Here is a 17290-nt window from a genome sequence, read left to right on the forward strand (position 1 = left end):
CTGAGTATCTATTATAAACGTCATGCTGAGCGAAGGCGCAGCCGTAGCCGAAGCATCTCTACCTCTGACTAATCAACTACTGTTGCAACGAAGCGGTAGAGATGCTTCGACAAGCTCAGCATGACCGTCATCACTACTTAAATAGCTTCTGCGGCCTGCAGCGCCTTGCGCAGGGCGGCCAGCTTGTGGTGCACTTCGTTGAGTTCGGAATTGATGTCGGAGGCGGCTACCACGCCGGCGCCAGCCTGGAAGTAGAGTTGATTGGTGGTGCTCAGGAAGGAGCGGATCATGATGGCGTGGTTGAAGTCGCCGTTGAAGCCGAGGTGGCCGATGGCGCCGCCGTAGTAGCCGCGGGCAGTCGGTTCCAGGCTATCAATAAGCTGCATGGCGCGGTGCTTGGGCGCGCCCGAGAGCGTGCCGGCCGGGAATGTATCGGCCACCACCTGCAGGGAGTTGGTGCCGGCAGCCAGGGTGGCATTCACCTCGCTCACCAGGTGAATCACGTGCGAGTAGAACTGGATTTCGCGGAAGGTTTTCACCCGCACGTTGTCGCCGTGGCGGGCCAGGTCGTTGCGGGCCAGGTCCACCAGCATCACGTGCTCGGCGTTTTCCTTGGGGTCGTCGGCCAGCTTCTGGGCCAGGGCGGCGTCCTCGGCGTCGTGGCCAGTGCGGCGGAAGGTACCCGCAATCGGGAACAGGCTGGCCTCGCGGCCCTGAATGCGCACCTGCGCCTCCGGCGACGACCCGAAAATCTTGAAGGAGCCGTAATCGAAATAGAACAGGTAGGGCGAGGGGTTGATGGAGCGCAGCGCCCGGTACACATTGAACTCATCGCCCGAAAAGCCTTGCTGAAAGCGGCGCGACAGCACAATCTGAAACACATCGCCCCGCAGGCAGTGCTGCTGGCCCTGCGCCAGCACCTTGAGGAACTCCTCGTCGGTCTGGTTGGTCTGCTCCTCCCCTTCCGTCCGGAACTTGAAATCCGGCAGCGAGGGGTTGCGGATCAGGTTCACCAGCTTCGTCAGCCCGTCCTCGTCCACCTCCTGGCCCTGCAGCGTGTGCTCGAACACGTACAGCTCATTGCGGAAGTGGTTGATGGCAATGACGTAGCGGTAAGTGCCGTACAGGATATCCGGAATCTGGCCGGCGGGTTGCTTGTCGGGGTTGAGCGTGAGGTCCTCAAAGGCCTGCACCGCCTCGTAGCCCAGATACCCGAACAGCCCGCCCGTAATGAAATCGTGGCCGGTATCTTCGGTCTGGAAGCTGGCCGCAAAGGCCTGCAGGCGGGCCAGAGCCGCGCGGGGCGAGTCCAGCGTCTCGGTTTCGGTGGTATCGTCGGGCAGCGTGAGGGTCAGCTCCCGGCCGCGCAGCTCAAAGCGGGCCAGCGGGTCGAAGGCGAGGTAGCTGAATGCATTCTGTTGGCCGTGGTAGTCAGAGCTTTCCAGCAGCAGGCAGTTGTCGTACCGGTCGCGCAGGCGCAGGTAGAGGCTCACGGGCGTTACGGTGTCGGCCAGAACGCGCAGGTGGCGGGTGGTGAGCTGGTAGGTTTGCATGAGCGGGGCTGGTTGTGGTGGTAGAGGTGAGCCAGCACCGGGCAACAAAAAAAGCCCGGCGGGCGGCCGGGCTTTCTGTAGAGTCGTTGCGAAGAAAAGAATTCGATTCTAACGCACGCACAGGTTGTCCCGTCCGGAATTTCCGTAGGGCCACCACCAGGCTTGCTGCGTCGTCGAAAAAATCATGGTTCAGAGAGTAATCAGGGGCTTGAACGCCACAAAGGTACTTGAGGTTCGTTAGCGCGCAAGCAAAATATTCGGCAGGCCATTGAAATCTTTCCACCAGCAGCGGCCAACTGCCCCCAATCTGTTAACCCGCTGCCAGCCGTTTGGGCCCGGCACCGGCCAATACCGCGTCTACTCCTTCACAAGAGCCTGTGTGCCCGATTTGTGGCCGCCCGACACGCGCAGGAAGTACGTGCCGCGGGCCAGGCCGCTCACGTTCACCGAGTCGCCGGAGCGCACTTTGTCTTTCAGCACCACCCGGCCGGTGGCGTCGAGCACCTCCAGCCGCGCCTCCCGCAAACCCGTGGGCAGCTCCACGCGCAGCTGGTTTTTGGCGGGCATCGGGTAGGCGCTGAAGGCCAGATGCGCTGTGTTGCCTTTCGTGCTCAGTGGCGCTGCCGGCGCGTTTAGCCACTGATACGCCGCCGAAAACTCCCGCTTCCAGAACCACTCGGCATGCTGCCCGTCAGCTTTGGGGTTGAAGCTGAGGTTGGCGGCCGGCACGCCGCCGCGGGCCAGCGAATCGCGCATGGCCTGCATCAGCGGCACCATCGTCTGGCTTTCCTGGGTGCCGCTCACGAAGTAGAACCGCGTGGCCGGGTTGGCCGGGTGCTGGCGCAGGTACTGAAACAAGGGTGCCTGCGCAAACCAGAAGGCCGGCGAAAACACGCCCACCTTGCTGTACACCTGCGGATACTTCAGGGCCGCGTAGGTGGAAATCAGCCCGCCCATGCTGCTGCCCGCAATGCCCGTGTACTCGCGGCCGGTGAGGGTGCGGTAGTTCTGGTCGATGTAGGGCTTGAGCGTCTGGGCCATGAAATCCACGTACTGGTCGCCCTGGCCGCCGCCGTACTGCGGGTTGTTCCACGGCGACATTTCATTGAGCCGGTCGTTGCCACCGTTGTCCACGGCCACCACGATAGAGCCGGTGGCATCCAGGCCCTGCTGCTGCAGCTGGCTCAGGGTTTCGTCTACGCCCCACTCGCCCGAGAAACTGGTGCAGGCGTCGAACACGTTCTGGCCGTCGTGCATATACAGGACAGGGTAGCGCTTGGCCGGGGCCGTGGCGTAGTCGTTGGGCAAATACACCCACACCCGGCGCGTGCGGCCCAGCTGCGGCATCTGGAATGTGGTGCTGATAACCCGCACGTTGGGCTGCAGGGCCGTGCTCTGGCAGCTGCCGCCCCCGCTGCCCTGGTCTTTCCAGGCGGCCACCTGCAGGTCGACGGTAGCCGGGCCGCTGCCAATGGTGTAGCGCCGGTTACCGATGTCGTTGAACTGCACGTCGGCTTCCACCGTAGCCCAGGAACCACGCGTGAACTTGAACTCGATGGTACCCGTGACGGTAGCCGGCAGCGTCAGCTGGTAGGTGCCGTCGGGGTTGCGGCTAAAGGTATGAGCCGCACTGCTTGGGCTCCAGTTATTGACGGTGCCAGCCAGATATAGCGTGGCCGCTGCGGGCGTGGCAGTAGGTACGCTGGTCAGGCGCAGGGTAGTCTGGGCCTGCGCCCCTCCGCAGAGGCACAGCAGGGCAGCCAGTAAAGCATGTTTCATATAGGTAAACGGCAATGAGTGTTAGCTCACCAGGCAAGCCCGACGAAGAAAAGACAATAATACGACTTAGCAGTTTTGATCAGCCAGACACTCTACCTGCACCCTGTCTTGCGCATTTTTTAGCTGTATTTTTCCGGGAAACAGCCAACGCATGTCATCCACCAAAGTCGATTGCCAGCAAGTAACTGCCAAACCCAGAACCGGGAAAATGACCGGCGTGTCAAACTGAACTGGCTACTATCTAACTCGACATAAGGCCCCTAGGATATATACAAAAAAATGGACCGGTCAATACAAAATTTGAGACGTTAGGATTGATTCTTTATTGACTTCCGAGACTGACGACACAAATAACCAATCCACCCATATTAGCGCGCTCTTTTGGAAGTACCCTTATTTGCAGCTACCCTTTCACTATAAAACCACAGTACAATAAGCAGTACCCCCCACAGCCAAGGGGCCAAAAGCTTCATAACTACGAATATACTTTGCTCTGACAACTCGTAAAGGCAATTAAATATAAAGTCAATACAGCATCACAACACAGCAACCGAGCGTTAGCTGCATCGCCTGATTATTATAGCACTGCGGAGTGCCTAGGCTACCAAATCAGCACTTTAGCATGTGCTTACTCACCTGATATTAGGCGCAGCAAAAGCATCTTGTCTCAACAGTCTTTTTGCTGCTTGGTTTGCCAGCAACCGCTTTCAACCATAGTCCAATTATCATTATACCTCTTTGCTTTGGCCGGCACGTTGTAAATGTGGGATTTCCGCCTTTAACTTGCGAAGTTTTTTAACAGTAATGAGGCGGCTAATCCTCTCTGAAAGTGCATCGGAAGGCAGTACTTACTCACTGCACAACTAGCACGGCGGATGTTGCGGCTACCTTGTCAATTCCCACTCCGGAGACATCCGGAAAAACCCATTCCAACCCCTAATACTTTTCCCATGAAACAACCCTACCTGGCGAAACTCTTGTTTCTGCTACTGTTCGTCTGTGCCGGGTTTACTGGTGCTTTCGCGCAGACTGGTTCCGTGAGTGGCCGTGTCGTAGATGAAAAGAGCGCCGGCTTGCCTGGCGTTACGGTTATCATCGAGGGCACTACGCTCGGCAACTCTACCAACTCGGATGGTACCTACTCCATTCAGAATGTACCAGCTGGCCCCCGCACGCTGGTTATTTCGTTTGTAGGCTACACCACCGGCCGCATTCCGGTTACTGTGACTGCCGGCCAGAACACGGCGGTACCAAGCACCACACTCAACGAAAACACCACCCTGCTCAACGAAGCTGTGGTAGTAGGCTACGGCACGGTGCGCAAGCAGGATGTAACGGGTTCCGTTACCTCGGTTAGCTCCCGGGACTTCGTCAAGGGTCAGGTGACCTCGCCTGAGCAGCTTATCAACGGTAAGGTTGCCGGCGTGCAGATTTCGACCAGCGGTGGTGCCCCAGGTGCTGCCAGCGTTATCCGCATCCGTGGTGGCTCCTCGCTGAACGCTTCCAACGACCCGCTCATCGTAATCGACGGTGTGCCGATTGACAACTCCGAACTGCGCGGTTCCTCGAACGCCCTGAGCCTGATCAACCCCAACGACATCGAGACCTTCACGGTCCTGAAAGACGCTTCGGCTACCGCCATTTACGGTTCGCGTGCTTCCAACGGTGTAATCCTGATTACCACCAAGAAAGGTATCTCCGGCGAAAAAGTCGGCGTAAATGTTAGCTCGCTGTTCTCGCTTTCCACCTCGCCTCGCCGCGTAGAAGTACTGAACGGCGACGAGTTCCGCGCCCTGATCAACCGTGTTGGCACGGAAGACCAGAAGTCGCGCCTGGGCTCGGCTAACACCGACTGGCTGGATGTGATTCTGCGCGACGCGTACACGCAGGACTACAACGCCGCCGTAACGGGCAGCCTGGGTTCCGTACCGCTACGTGTTTCGTTGGGCCACCTCAATTCGGATGGTATCATCAAAACCAACAATCTGAAGCGTAATACGCTGTCGGTAGGTGTAAACCCCGTACTGCTGGGTGGTAATCTGAAGGTTGATGCTAACGTAAAAGGCTCGTGGATTGATAACCGCTTCGTAGAAGACGGCATCATCGGCAGCGCCGTATCGTTCGACCCTACCCAGCCCGTAACCCTGAATGGTTCGCCATTCGGTGGCTTCAATGAGTACTACACTCAGGACCCTACCACTGGCGCTATTGGAGTAGTAGGCCTCGCTCCTACCAACCCGCTGGCCCGCCTTTCGCAGCGCCGCGACCGTAGCACCGTGAAACGCGCCATCGGTAACATTCAGTTGGACTACAAGCTGTTCTTCCTGCCCGATCTGCGCGCCAACCTGAACCTGGGCTACGACCTGACCCGCAGCAACGGCACCACGTTCGTGCCCGCTGGCATTGCTGCCTCCGAGTTCAACCGGGGTGGCGTAGGCAACTTCTACTCGCAGGAGCGCGACAACAAGCTGCTCGAGTTTTACCTGAACTATTCCAAAGACCTCGGCAACGCCGGCCGTCTGGAACTGCTCGGTGGCTACTCTTACCAGGACTTCCTGCGTAAGTCGCCGCCTGTGCCTGATCTGCGCGCCGATGGCACCCCTGCCAGCCCCAACATTGTGCTGCCTGTTCGCTCGCAGAACACGCTCATCTCGTACTACGGCCGTTTGAACTACAACTTCAAAGACCGCTACCTGTTCACCGCCACCCTGCGTAACGACAACTCGTCGCGCTTTGCCAAAGAATTCCGTGACGGTTTCTTCCCGGCTGCCGCTGTGGCCTGGCGCGTGAAGGGTGAGAACTTCCTGGCCAATTCCACCTTCCTGTCGGAGCTGAAGTTCCGCGCCGGTTACGGTGTAACGGGTCAGCAGGAAGTATTCGGTAACGACTACCCTTCGCTGGCGTTCTACAACCCCGGCGAAAACACGGTGCAGTATCCGGTGGCTGGTGTGTTTGTGAACACGCTCCGCCCGGTTGCTTACGACCGTTCTATTAAGTGGGAAGAAACCACTACCTACAACGCTGGCCTCGACTACGGCTTCGTGGATGGCCGCCTGACGGGTACTGTTGACGTATACCTGCGTAAAACAAAAGACCTGCTCAACGAAACCGACGCTTCGGCCGGCACCAACCTTTCCAACCGCTTCCTGACCAACGTAGGTTCGCTGGAAAACCGCGGTCTGGAACTGGGCCTGATTGGGGTAGTTGCTCAGACGACGGACTTCAACTGGAGCCTGAACGCCAACGCTACCTTCAACCGCAACAAAATCACGGACGTGCCGAACCCAACCGGTCTTCGTGTAAGCGGCATCGATGGCGGTACCGGCAACCGTATTTCTATCAACACGGTGGGTTTCCCAGTGAACACCTACTATGTGTACCAGCAGAAATACGCTAACGACAAGCCGATTGTACCAACCAACCCGAATGGTGGCATCAATGCTTTTGTTGACCAGAACAACGACGGTCAGATCAACGAGCAGGATCTGGTGCGCTACAAGTCGCCTAACCCAAAAGCCATCCTGGGCCTGGGTTCCAACGCCACGTTCAAGCGTGCTAGCCTGGCCTTCACCATGCGCGCTTACCTGGGCAACTACGCCTACAACAACATCGAATCTAGCCGCGGCAACCTCAACGCTTTCCTGCCAACCAACCCCTTCCTGCGCAACACGACGCCAGGCTACCTCGAAACCGGTTTCACGGGCGAAGGCACCAGCTTCCTGCTGTCCGACTACTTCATTCAGGACGCTTCGTTCCTGCGCATGGACAACATCACGCTCGGTTACGATTTAGGCGAAACGTCGAACATTCGCGTCACGGCTGCTGTTCAGAATGCGTTCATAGTTACCAAGTTTGATACGGCCGATCCGGAGAAATTCGACGGTGGTTCGCCTGGTGTCATCAACAACGTATACCCACGTCCTCGCACGTTCACGCTGGGTGTCAACGTCAACTTTTAACCTGCCTGTAGCATGAAAAGATTTTCTCCCCGCGGCTTGTCAGCGTTGACGTTGGCCGCTATGCTTACCCTGGGTTCCACGTCCTGCATGAAGGATCTGGACCGGGAACCGTTCTACGGCCTCGACACAGAAACCGTATATACCAATCCTGCCGCTCAGCGTCAGGTATTGGCCAAAATTTATGGTGGCTTGGTTCTCACTGGCCAGAAGACCACCGGCGACAGTGATACTAGAGGCGACGACGAAGGGGCTACCTCTTACTCCCGCCTGTTGTTCAAGATGCAGGAGCTTACCACCGATGAGGCCGCTATTGCCTGGACGGACGGTGCTATCCAGAACCTGAACGACAACACCTGGACCTCGAACAACAACTATGTGCTCGGGATGTACAACCGCATTTATTTCCAGATTGCACTCGCCAATGAGTTCATTCGGGAAATGAGCGACGATAAGCTCAGCGGCCGTGGCATCACCGGTAACGACCTGACCAACGCCAAGCTATACCGCAACGAAGCTCGCTTCCTGCGCGCTCTTGGCTACTACCACGCCCTCGATATGTTCGGCAACGTGCCGTTCGTAACGGAGGCCGACGCTCCTGGCAAGTTTCAGCCCCGCCAGATCTCGCGCGCCGACCTGTTCGCGTATGTGGAATCTGAGTTGAAGGCTATCGAATTGGAGCTGCTGCCCCGTGCTCAGGCTGAGTACGGCCGGGCCAGCCAGGCTGCCGCACAGACGTTGCTGGCTCACCTTTACCTGAACGCTCAGGTATACACGGGTACGGCTCGCAATGCCGATGTCATCACGTATTGCAACAAAGTAATTGGTTCGGGCTACACGCTGGCTGGCCGTTACAGCGACCTGTTTGGCGCTGACAACGACCGGGTGGCTAACTCGGAAATCATTTTCCCAATCATCTGCGACGGTCTGCGGACGCGCAGCTATGGCGGCACCACTTTCTTGGTACACGCTTCGTCGGGTGGCTCGTTGCAGCCTGCCGCGCTGGGTGTAAACTCGGGTTGGGGCGGCTTGCGGGCCCGCAAAAACCTGCCATTGGCGTTTGGCCTGACCACGCCTGCGCAGGCTACTGCTCCGGCTGATAAGCGCGCGATGTTCTTCACCACGCGTCAGAACCTAGAGATGGCCAGCCTCACCACCTTCCGCGACGGTTGGGCTGTGACCAAATGGACCAACAAGACCTCCACCGGTGCTGATGGCACTGATGCCACCAAGGAGTTTGTGGACACCGACATTCCGCTGTTCCGCTTGGCTGATGTGTACCTGATGTACGCCGAAGCCGTTCTGCGTGGTGGTGGTGGTAGCCAGGCTACGGCCCTCAGCTATGTGAACCAACTGCGTCGTCGCGGCTACGGCTTCCCAATCACTACGGCCAACCCGACTTCAGACGTTGCCAGCATCGACCTGGACTTCATCTTGGCCGAACGTATGCGCGAACTGTACTGGGAGTCGCACCGCCGCACTGACCTGATCCGTTTCGGTAAATACACCGGCACGGCTTACACCTGGCCCTTTAAGGGAGGTCCTCAGGCTGGTGGCGACGTAGCTGCCTTCCGCACGTTGTTCCCTATCCCAGTAGCCGACCTGACGGCAAACCCAACACTGCGTCAGAATCCAGGGTACTAACCGATCCGCTCTGAACTTAAAAAAGCCTTCCAATTGGAAGGCTTTTTTTATGCCTGTTTATGGCTCACCTGTCCCTCTTCAGTGATGCTTGGCAGGCGGAAAGTAAGCGCCTGTTCCTGGCCACTTACTGCCAAAAAACCACTTCAGCCAACTGAGCATCAGCGAGATACAAAAACATACGCTAAGAAATACTTTCGCAAAGGGCTGATTACCTCATGGGCTACTACAGGTCAGAGGTCGGAGCCACCTGCTGTGGTGAACTGCAACCAGGCACAAATCAGCAAAGTCTTGGGTGCCCTGCTCCTGCTATGCAATTGGCTGCCAAGGCTAATCTCACCAAAGCCTTTGACGTACCACCCAGCATGCCCACTCTATATCTGAGTGGCCTGAGCTAATCTATACTGCACAAAAAAAGCCCGCTGCTTGGCAGCGGGCTTTTGCAAACAAAGAAAGCAATAAGCTTAGAGCAGAACCACTTTGCGGGTAGCGGTCAGGTCGCCAACTTTCACGTTCACCATGTAGGTGCCGGCAGCTACGTCCTGCGTGCTCAGGTTGATCGACTGGAAACCAGCAGCCTGTACGCCGCTTTTCAGCACACGTACGGTACGGCCGGTCAGGTCGGTCAGGGTTACGTTTACGTTTTGAGCGCGGTTCAGCACCTGGTAGGTAACGGTTGCCTTGCTCGACGATGGGTTCGGGAACACGCTCATGGCCACAGCAGCTTCGGCAGCGTTGCGGTTGCTCAGCACTACCACGTTCAGGGTAGCAGCCTGGGTGCCGGTTTCCTGCGTGAAGTCAGGCGAGTTTTCCAGGTTAACAGCGTTGCCAGCAATTTCTGGAATAACGTCCGACGACCAGTAGCCGGTGTTGCTTACGTAGCCAGCAAACAGGCGCACAATGCTGGCGCCCGATGGCAGGCCCAGAGCGGCACGGTCCATCTCGATTTCCCAGCCATAAGAACCAGCTCCACCACCGTTGGCATTGCCGGGGTTGGTGGTGATTTTGCCATCCGAAGTACCACGGTACGCCATGCGCGAACCGTTGAACATAGCGAAGTTACCGGTAGCACCGGCAATAGTGATTGGAGCACCGGTAGCAGCCATGGTCGTAGCCAGTACAGCAGCCGTGCCGGCCGTGTTGGAGGTGTACACGGCGGCCTGAGGGATGAACGAAGTCAGCGACTCGCCTTTCAGAGCCAGAGCGGCGTCCACTTCCATGTCCATTTTGGTGCCCGTGATACCAGCACCTTCAAACATGGTGGTAGCCGTACCAGCTACCGGCCCCGTTACGGCTGGCAGCGCCGTGCCGGACGTTACGCCCGTTTTGTTCGGGAAGTCCATGTAGATCTGCAGACCGTTGCCATTGGCTTCGGGCGTGCCGGCCAGAGCTACATATAGTTTGGTAGCCGAGTTAGCGCCGTACATACGGAGCAGACCCCAGTCGCCGAAACCAGCAGGGTGAGGCGTGGTGAAAGCACCCAGCGAAACGTAGCGGCCCGAGTTAGCAGCACCGATTTCAGCGGTGTTCATTACGCCGTCAAGCGTGATTTGTGCCTGCGCGTTGAGAGCAGTGGCAGCCAGTGCTCCAGCAGCTGCGAGGGTAAAGATTTTTTTCATGAGATGGGGTTGAAAAAAAATGGGGAAAAGAGTGAGAATTAGAACGATGCAGAAACCCTTATCGGCTGTTTCCGTGATGCAGTAAAAATACCAAATGCACGGGTAAAAAAAGATTTAGCGGCACTTTTCTGTTAAAAAAACGCTAAAAAATATGGGTTTCGAAAAGCGAAATTTCGCTTGCCCAGACCACCCGTTTTTGGGGTACTGCAACGGCTCTACGTCGGGCCGGGAAGTGTGGTTTTGAAAACGCATAATATCTGCGGTCGGAGCCGTACATTCGTATCTGTTGTGGCACGGTAAAACGTGCGTCAGCCAGCCTTTTTTTCAGTCCTGTTTCTCTTTTTAGCCTATGATTCTCATTGCCGATGGCGGCTCTACCAAGAGCAGCTGGTGCCAGCTCGACGAAGCCGGCAACCGGGTACACTTCAACACCGAAGGATACAACCCCGACTTTATCAACACGGCCGGCGTAATTGCTTCGCTGGATAAGAACCTGCCCGAAACCCTTCATCGAGAAGAAGTTACGGAAGTTTTTTATTATGGAGCCGGTGTTTCTTCGGCGAAGAAGGCTGAGGTGCTGGCCCAGGCCATGCGCCAGGTGTTTCCGCAGGCCAAAGTTACCGTCGACCACGACCTGCTGGCTTCGGCGCGGGCCCTGCTCGGCAACAAGCCCGGCTTCGCGGCCATCCTCGGCACGGGCACCAACTCCTGCCTCTACGACGGCACCCGCATCACCCACAACGTCGACTCGCTCGGCTACTTCCTCGGGGATGAGGGCTCGGGCTCGTTTATTGGCAAGCGGCTGCTGCGTGACTATCTGCGCGGCCTGCTGCCCGATGGCCTGCAGGAGATTTTTCAGGAGGAGTTCAAGCTCACCCGCGAAGACATTCTGGACCGGCTCTACAACCAGCCGCTGCCCAACCGGTTTCTGGCCAGCTTCGCCAAGTTCACCTACGACCACAACAACATCAGCTACTGCCGCGAGATTGTGCTGCAGGGTTTCGAAACTTTCTTCGAAAACATCGTCCGGCACTACCCCAACTACCAGGACTACACCTTCAACTGCATCGGCTCGGTGGGCTACAACTTCCGCGACGCGCTGGTGCAGGTAGCCAAAAGCCACCAGATGGAAGTGGGCAAAATCATCCGCTCCCCCATCGACGACCTCGTGACTTTCCACGAAGGCAAGGCGTAGGCCACGGCCGAAACCCGTTACCCGGAAACGCAAAAAAATCCCCGCTGGCAGCTGCCAGCGGGGATTTTTTGTACGTTGATAGTACCCGTTCTGGTGCTTAGTGCTGCACCAGCAACCGGATGGTCTGCTGCTGCTCGCCGGCCTGCAGGCGCACGAGGTACACCCCGTTGGCGAGGCCACTTACGGGCAGTTGCAGCTCGTGCGGGCCGCTGCTCTGGCGGGCCAGCACTACCGGCTTCTGCGCGCTGGCGCCCAGCAGGTTGGTAACCGTAACGGTAACGGGCGCTGCCGAAGTGAGCGTGTACTGCACCGTGGCGGTGGTAGCCACCGGGTTGGGAGCAGCAGTCAGGCGCAGGTCGGCGGTGGTGACGCGGCCTGGCTTGTTGCTCAGGACTACGGCTGCTGGCAGCTTCACACGGCGCGAGGTGTATACGCCGTATTCGCCGGGGCCGAGGGGCATGCGCATGTCCACATTGGTTACCGTAATACTGTCGCCGCGCAGGTAGTTGTACCACTTGCCCGTGTTCGGGAACGACGGCGTGATGCTGTCAGCCTGCACCCCAAAGTTGCCTACCACTACCACATTCATGCTTGGGTCGGTGATGCGGATGGTTTTCAGATTCACGCGGCCCGAGATAGTGAAGGTGCGCGACTCAAAAGCCGGCTCATTTATGCGCAGGGCGTTGAGGGCGGCGTACACGTTGTAGAGGCGGCGGCGGGCCGGCTCAGTCTGGTAGTTCCAGCGAATCGGTTTCTGGCCGGTGCGGCCGTTGAAGTTGATGCCTACATCGTAGCCCAGTTCTCCAAACTGCCAAATCATCTTGGGGCCGGGAATGGTGAGGAAGAAGGCGGCAGCGGCCTCGGCCCGGGCCAGGGCCACAGGTAGTTCGCGCACGTTGTGGGCCGGGTTGGTAGCGTTGCCGGTGGTGAGGGCCTGCACAATCTGGCGCTCCTCGTCATGGCTTTCCATGTAGCTCACCAAGTTAGGCTGCTGGAACTGGCGGTTCTGGTAGCTGGTACCAATCAGGTTGGAGCTGGCACCATTGCCTTTGATGGCTTCGCCGTAGGCCCCGTGCATGTTGCCCCACAGCATCATGCCAGCATCTGCCAGCACTTTTTCCTCCGAGTTATCGGCGAAGTGCTCCAGGATGGAGTAATGCGTCGGGTCGATGGCCGTCATGTAGCTGTAGTAGTCGCGCCAGATGTCGATGCGTGACTGGTCGTAGGCGCCCCAGGCACCCACATCGTTTCCGGAGTTGCGCTGCGTGAAGCCTTTGCTCAGGTCGAAGCGGTAGCCGTCGATGCGGTACTCCTGCAGCCAGAAGCCCATCACCTGCTTGGAGAAATACTTGGTGAATGGCGACTCGTGGTTGAAATCGTAGCACACGTTGAAAGGGTGCGTAGCCGTGCGGTTAAACCACGGCGAGTCGGCTGAAGGATTGCCGCCATCGAAGTACATCTGTACCATGGGGCTCTGGCCACAGCTGTGGTTGAGTACCATGTCGAGCACTACCGCGAAACCACGGCGGTGGGCTTCGTCGATAAAGGACTTGAGGGCGTTCTTGGTGCCATAGTATTTGTCGGGAGCGAAGTAGAACGACGGGTTGTAGCCCCAGGAGTCGTTGCCTTCAAACTCGTTCACCGGCATCAACTCGATGCAGTTAACGCCCAAGCGCTTGAGGTAGCTGAGCGTATCCTGGAGGGTCTGGTAGTCGTGGCGCGCAATGAAGTCGCGCAGGTGCAGCTCATATACCACCAAGTCGGTACGCTTGGGGCGCTGGAAGTTGTTAACCTGCCACTGGTAGGGCGCCTGGTTGCTTTGCAGCACCGATACGATGCCCGTGGTCTGGCCCGTAGGGTAAGCCTTCAGGCTCGGATACGTCACGGCCGGAATGAACCGGTCGTTGCTGGGGTCCAGTACTTTTTCAGCGTAAGGGTCAGCCACGCGCAGAATGCCATTTACCTCATACTGATAGGCATATTCCTGGCCTGGAGTCAAGTTGTCGATCTGTACCCACCAGCGGGCGTTGGCCGCGTCGGTGTCGGGCGTCTTCTTCATGAAGCCGGCCGTGGTCTGCTGCCAGTTGTTGAACTCGCCGAGCACATACACGAAGCTCTTGCCGGGCGCCGTGAGGCTCAGAATGGCCGACGTGCCACCATTGATGTAGGTGATGCCGTCTTTATTGGCACCGGCCGGCAGGGCGGCTACCGTCACCTGCGGACTCACTACCACCAGAACCGAGTCGGAGGCGGTTAGGGAGCCATTAGTGGCCGTGAAGCGTATTACGTTGCGGCCTACCTGGCTTACCGTAACATTGGTGCTGAGCGAGGTACCCGTCTGCTGGGCCACCTGCGTGCCGTTTAGGCGGAAAGTGAGCTGAGCGCTGGCCGAGGCAATGCCCGTGACGGGCACCTGCGTGCCGGCCGGCACGAACTGCGCCGTGGTGGGCGAAGTGATGCGCGCGTCGAGGGCACTCTGCGAGATGTTTACCAGAATGTCGCCGGCATCGCCGCGGCCCACCACCGAGCCATCGGCATTCTTGAAGATCATGGCCAGCTTCAGCATCTGCTCAGTGGCAGGAACGCCGTAGAACGTGCGCGGCGTGAAGCTGATGGTGTAGAGGTTGGGGTTGGTAGTGCTGCGCGTCATCTGCGCCGCCGGATCTGCCTGCCCGAACGAGGGGCTTTTGACGTACTTCCAGTCGGTGTTGCTGGTGCTGCGGTTGGTGATGACGCCGGTCCAGATGTAGACCGGGCCGGTGAATCCTGCTAATGCTCCATTGCCTTTAGTGGCATCGAAGGTCAGGGTGATAGGCGTGGTATCCTGAAAGAATACGGGCTCGGTGGTAACCACTTGGGCCCGCAAAACCGGCATTCCAGCCAGCATTGCCACAAGACTGAGCAACAGTCGAAGTGTTTTCATGAAAAAGAAACTTGGGAATTTTTGGAAAGCGTCGGGGAGGCTACTAATGCCACATTGACCTGTTAGACAGCCTTAGAGCCGCTTTTCAGTGCAAGGTGGCATTAAAGATAATGCGCAGGTGAGCACTCACACAAACTGCAAACGCCTTTTCTCGTAGCTTTAAGCCCTTTTTAACCTGCCGCGGCCTTGCTCCCCTCTACTCCAATCTTTTCTGTACTGCTGGAGGCAGCCCCCCGGCCGCTTGGCAAGTGGGTGGCTGCCGCGCTGCTGGCCCTTCCTCTTGGAGCCACAGCGCAGGAAGCACCATTGGCTCCGCCGCCAGTGGCGGCTCCCCCGCTCGCCGCGGAGCCGCCGCTGGTCCGGCCCGACAGCAGCAGACTGAGCCGCCGCCTGCCGGTGCTGGCCGGGGGGCTGGCCGTCACGTACACAGGCCTGCTCTATGGCCTGAGCAAGGGCTGGTACACTGGTGAGCGAAGCTCGTTTCACTGGTTCAACGACCTGCCCGAGTGGAAGCAGATGGACAAGGTGGGCCACTTCTGGGGCGCCTTCCACGAAAGCCGCGGCGCAGTGGATATGCTGCGCTGGGCCGGGGTGCCCGAGCGCCGCGCCCTCTGGTATGGTGGCTTCGTGGGGTTTCTGCTGCAAAGCCCCATCGAGCTGCTCGACGGCCGCGACCCGGCTTACGGCGCCTCTGCTAGTGATCTGGCTGCTAACTTCCTGGGCTCGGCCGGCCTGATCGGGCAGCAGCTGGCCTGGGGCGAGGTACGCTTGATGCCTAAGTATTCGTTTCATACCACATCCTACGCTGCCCGCCGGCCCAACGTGCTGGGGCGTAGCCTGGCCGAGCAACACCTGAAAGACTACAACGGCCAGACTTACTGGCTGTGCGCCGACGTGGGCGCCTGGCTGCCGGCCTCCTCGCGCTGGCCCCGCTGGCTGCAGCCGGCCGTGGGCTATGGCGCCCAGCAGATGCTGTTCAACGACCCCGACGCCAACGCCGCCGCGGGCCTGAACGCCTACCGTCAATACTACCTGTCGTTCGATATTGACCTGCGCCACATCCCAACCCGCAGCAAGCTCCTGCGCCGGGTGTTCTACGTGGCCAGCATCTTCCACCTGCCGGCCCCGGCCCTGGAGTGGAACCAGCGCCGCGGCTTCGTGATGCGCGGCCTTTATTACTAAACCGAATCGCTAATTTTCGCTGATTGAGGTGATTCCGTTGATTTTTTTTGACTTTGGGGCTTGACGGCTGGCTGTAGTTGCAGGCAGCGGTGAGCGGTAGTTAGCTGTTGTATTGAGTGTATTGAGGTGCCGCAAGCAGGCATTGCAGTCAGCTGACAGTAGAAGCCGGCTGACAAAACCGGGGGCTTGTGCAGTTTCCGTGTCCGATTGGCGACCTTTGTCGTATTCATTGCCGGATGAGGCCGCAGAAAAATCAGCGAAATCACCTCAATCAGCGAAAATCAGCGATTTATGAACATTGGAGATAGAGTGCGCCTGCTGACCGGGCGCGAGCAAGGCATCGTCACCCGCATCCTCAGCGACGAGCTGGTGGAAGTAGCCATCGACAACGACTTCACGATTCCGGTGCTGCGCCGCGAGGTGGTGGTAGTGGCTGCCGATGAGGACAAGGCATTCGGCCGCCAGGGCCCGCCACCCGTGACGCCCCACCGGGCCAAGGCGGGCAAGCACAAGCCCGCCAAACCGGCCCCAGCCTCGGCAGCTGCTTCGGCAGCCACTCCCGCATCCGGCAGTGCCCCTGCCAAAGCCGAGCAGCCGGCGCCGCCCAAAGCCACTGTGCCCCAGCCGGCCGCCAAAGGCCTGTACCTGGCCCTCAGCCACCAGTCGCCGGAGCTGCTGTCGGTTCACGTCATCAACAACACCGACCGGGAGGTGCTCTACACTTACGGCGAGGAAAACAAGGGCCGCTACCGCGCCCTGCGCGCCGACAAGCTCGGCGCCAAAGCCGTGAGCGGCGCCCTTGGCCACCTGCACCTCAAGGACTTCGACCAGTGGCCGGCGGCCGTGGTGCAGCTGCTGCCGCACCAGATCAACTCCGATACGGCCTACGAGCTGCTCACCAAGCGCACTCAGTTCAAGGCCACCAGCTTCTACAGCAGCCGCCGCGAAGCGCCGGTGCTGGGCCGCGAAGCCTACCTGTTTCAGCTGGATGAGAAGCCGGCCGCGCCCGTAGCCCCTGAGAAGCTGGCCGAAACGCTGCAGGCCCAACTCAGCGGCAACGCCCCCGCCAAGCCGGCCGCCGTAGCGCCTGCCCCGGAGCCGGCCAAGGCCATCAAGGCCCCGCCACACGAAGTAGACCTGCACTTGGAAGCCCTACGCCCCGAAGGCGGCGAAGACCTCAGCAACACGGCTATTCTGAAGCTGCAGCTGGAGGTGTTCGAGGATACGCTGAGCCGGGCGCTGGCCACCAACATGCACGAAATCGTATTCATCCACGGCTCCGGCAGCGGCACGCTCCGCAAGGAAATCCACAAGCTGCTCAGCCGCAACAAGGACATCAAGTTCTTCGAGGACTCGAAGAAGGAGAAGTTCGGCTACGGCGCCACGCTGGTGCGACTGAAGTAACGGCGGGACACCTCACCCCCTAGCCCCCTCTCCAAAAG

At 58.8% G+C, this 17290-nt stretch carries 9 protein-coding genes; 5 read left to right on the forward strand and 4 right to left on the reverse strand.

The features are described from left to right. Window positions 1–137: 137 nt before the first annotated feature. Both N008_RS00605 and N008_RS00610 read right to left on the reverse strand, forming a co-directional pair. Window positions 138–1553 (reverse strand): anthranilate synthase component I family protein, encoded by a 1416-nt coding sequence (locus tag N008_RS00605; RefSeq protein WP_044012951.1) that lies wholly within the window; start codon window positions 1551–1553, stop codon window positions 138–140. Between the two features lie 357 nt (window positions 1554–1910). After that, entirely contained in the window at window positions 1911–3332 is a 1422-nt protein-coding gene (locus N008_RS00610) for an alpha/beta hydrolase-fold protein (protein WP_156108943.1), read from the reverse strand. A gap of 950 nt (window positions 3333–4282) precedes the next feature. Here N008_RS00610 and N008_RS00615 point away from each other — a divergent pair. Together N008_RS00615 and N008_RS00620 are read left to right on the forward strand one after the other, a co-directional pair. Further along, on the forward strand, window positions 4283–7291 hold the full coding sequence (locus N008_RS00615) for a SusC/RagA family TonB-linked outer membrane protein (RefSeq protein WP_044012954.1): 3009 nt from the start codon (window positions 4283–4285) through the stop codon (window positions 7289–7291). A gap of 12 nt (window positions 7292–7303) precedes the next feature. Further along, window positions 7304–8932: a RagB/SusD family nutrient uptake outer membrane protein gene (locus N008_RS00620; RefSeq protein WP_044012957.1), complete on the forward strand. Its 1629-nt coding sequence runs from the start codon at window positions 7304–7306 to the stop codon at window positions 8930–8932. Window positions 8933–9393: 461 nt separating this feature from the next. On the opposite strand, the gene N008_RS00625 is transcribed toward N008_RS00620, so the two are convergent. Then, window positions 9394–10548: a T9SS type A sorting domain-containing protein gene (locus tag N008_RS00625; RefSeq protein WP_044012960.1), complete on the reverse strand. Its 1155-nt coding sequence runs from the start codon at window positions 10546–10548 to the stop codon at window positions 9394–9396. 349 nt (window positions 10549–10897) lie between these two features. Here N008_RS00625 and N008_RS00630 point away from each other — a divergent pair, with 349 nt between their 5' ends. After that, window positions 10898–11743, forward strand: a complete 846-nt coding sequence (locus tag N008_RS00630; RefSeq protein ID WP_044012963.1) for an N-acetylglucosamine kinase — start codon at window positions 10898–10900, stop codon at window positions 11741–11743. Between the two features lie 97 nt (window positions 11744–11840). On the opposite strand, the gene N008_RS00635 is transcribed toward N008_RS00630, so the two are convergent. Then, a complete protein-coding gene (locus N008_RS00635) occupies window positions 11841–14666 on the reverse strand; it encodes an alpha-amylase family glycosyl hydrolase (protein WP_044012967.1) in 2826 nt (941 codons plus the stop codon). A gap of 321 nt (window positions 14667–14987) precedes the next feature. On the opposite strand from N008_RS00635, the gene N008_RS00640 reads away from it, so the two are divergent. Together N008_RS00640 and N008_RS00645 are read left to right on the forward strand one after the other, a co-directional pair. After that, the gene (locus N008_RS00640) at window positions 14988–15848 is read left to right on the forward strand and encodes a DUF2279 domain-containing protein (protein ID WP_231569760.1); all 861 of its coding nucleotides are present in this window, start codon (window positions 14988–14990) and stop codon (window positions 15846–15848) included. Window positions 15849–16139: 291 nt separating this feature from the next. Then, complete coding sequence (locus N008_RS00645) at window positions 16140–17252, forward strand: Smr/MutS family protein (RefSeq protein WP_044012970.1); 1113 nt, start codon at window positions 16140–16142, stop codon at window positions 17250–17252. The last annotated feature ends 38 nt before the right edge of the window (window positions 17253–17290 follow it).

Source organism: Hymenobacter sp. APR13, assembly GCF_000737515.1.
In the GTDB taxonomy this organism is placed as follows: domain Bacteria; phylum Bacteroidota; class Bacteroidia; order Cytophagales; family Hymenobacteraceae; genus Hymenobacter.

Bases quoted from the DNA above. Each gene is read 5' to 3' on its own strand.
- N008_RS00635 (WP_044012967.1), bottom strand. From the start codon at position 14,666: ATGAAAACACTTCGACTGTTGCTCAGTCTTGTGGCAATGCTGGCTGGA.
- N008_RS00625 (WP_044012960.1), bottom strand. From the start codon at position 10,548: ATGAAAAAAATCTTTACCCTCGCAGCTGCTGGAGCACTGGCTGCCACT.
- N008_RS00615 (WP_044012954.1), top strand. From the start codon at position 4,283: ATGAAACAACCCTACCTGGCGAAACTCTTGTTTCTGCTACTGTTCGTC.
- N008_RS00610 (WP_156108943.1), bottom strand. From the start codon at position 3,332: ATGAAACATGCTTTACTGGCTGCCCTGCTGTGCCTCTGCGGAGGGGCG.
- N008_RS00605 (WP_044012951.1), bottom strand. From the start codon at position 1,553: ATGCAAACCTACCAGCTCACCACCCGCCACCTGCGCGTTCTGGCCGAC.
- N008_RS00645 (WP_044012970.1), top strand. From the start codon at position 16,140: ATGAACATTGGAGATAGAGTGCGCCTGCTGACCGGGCGCGAGCAAGGC.
- N008_RS00630 (WP_044012963.1), top strand. From the start codon at position 10,898: ATGATTCTCATTGCCGATGGCGGCTCTACCAAGAGCAGCTGGTGCCAG.
- N008_RS00620 (WP_044012957.1), top strand. From the start codon at position 7,304: ATGAAAAGATTTTCTCCCCGCGGCTTGTCAGCGTTGACGTTGGCCGCT.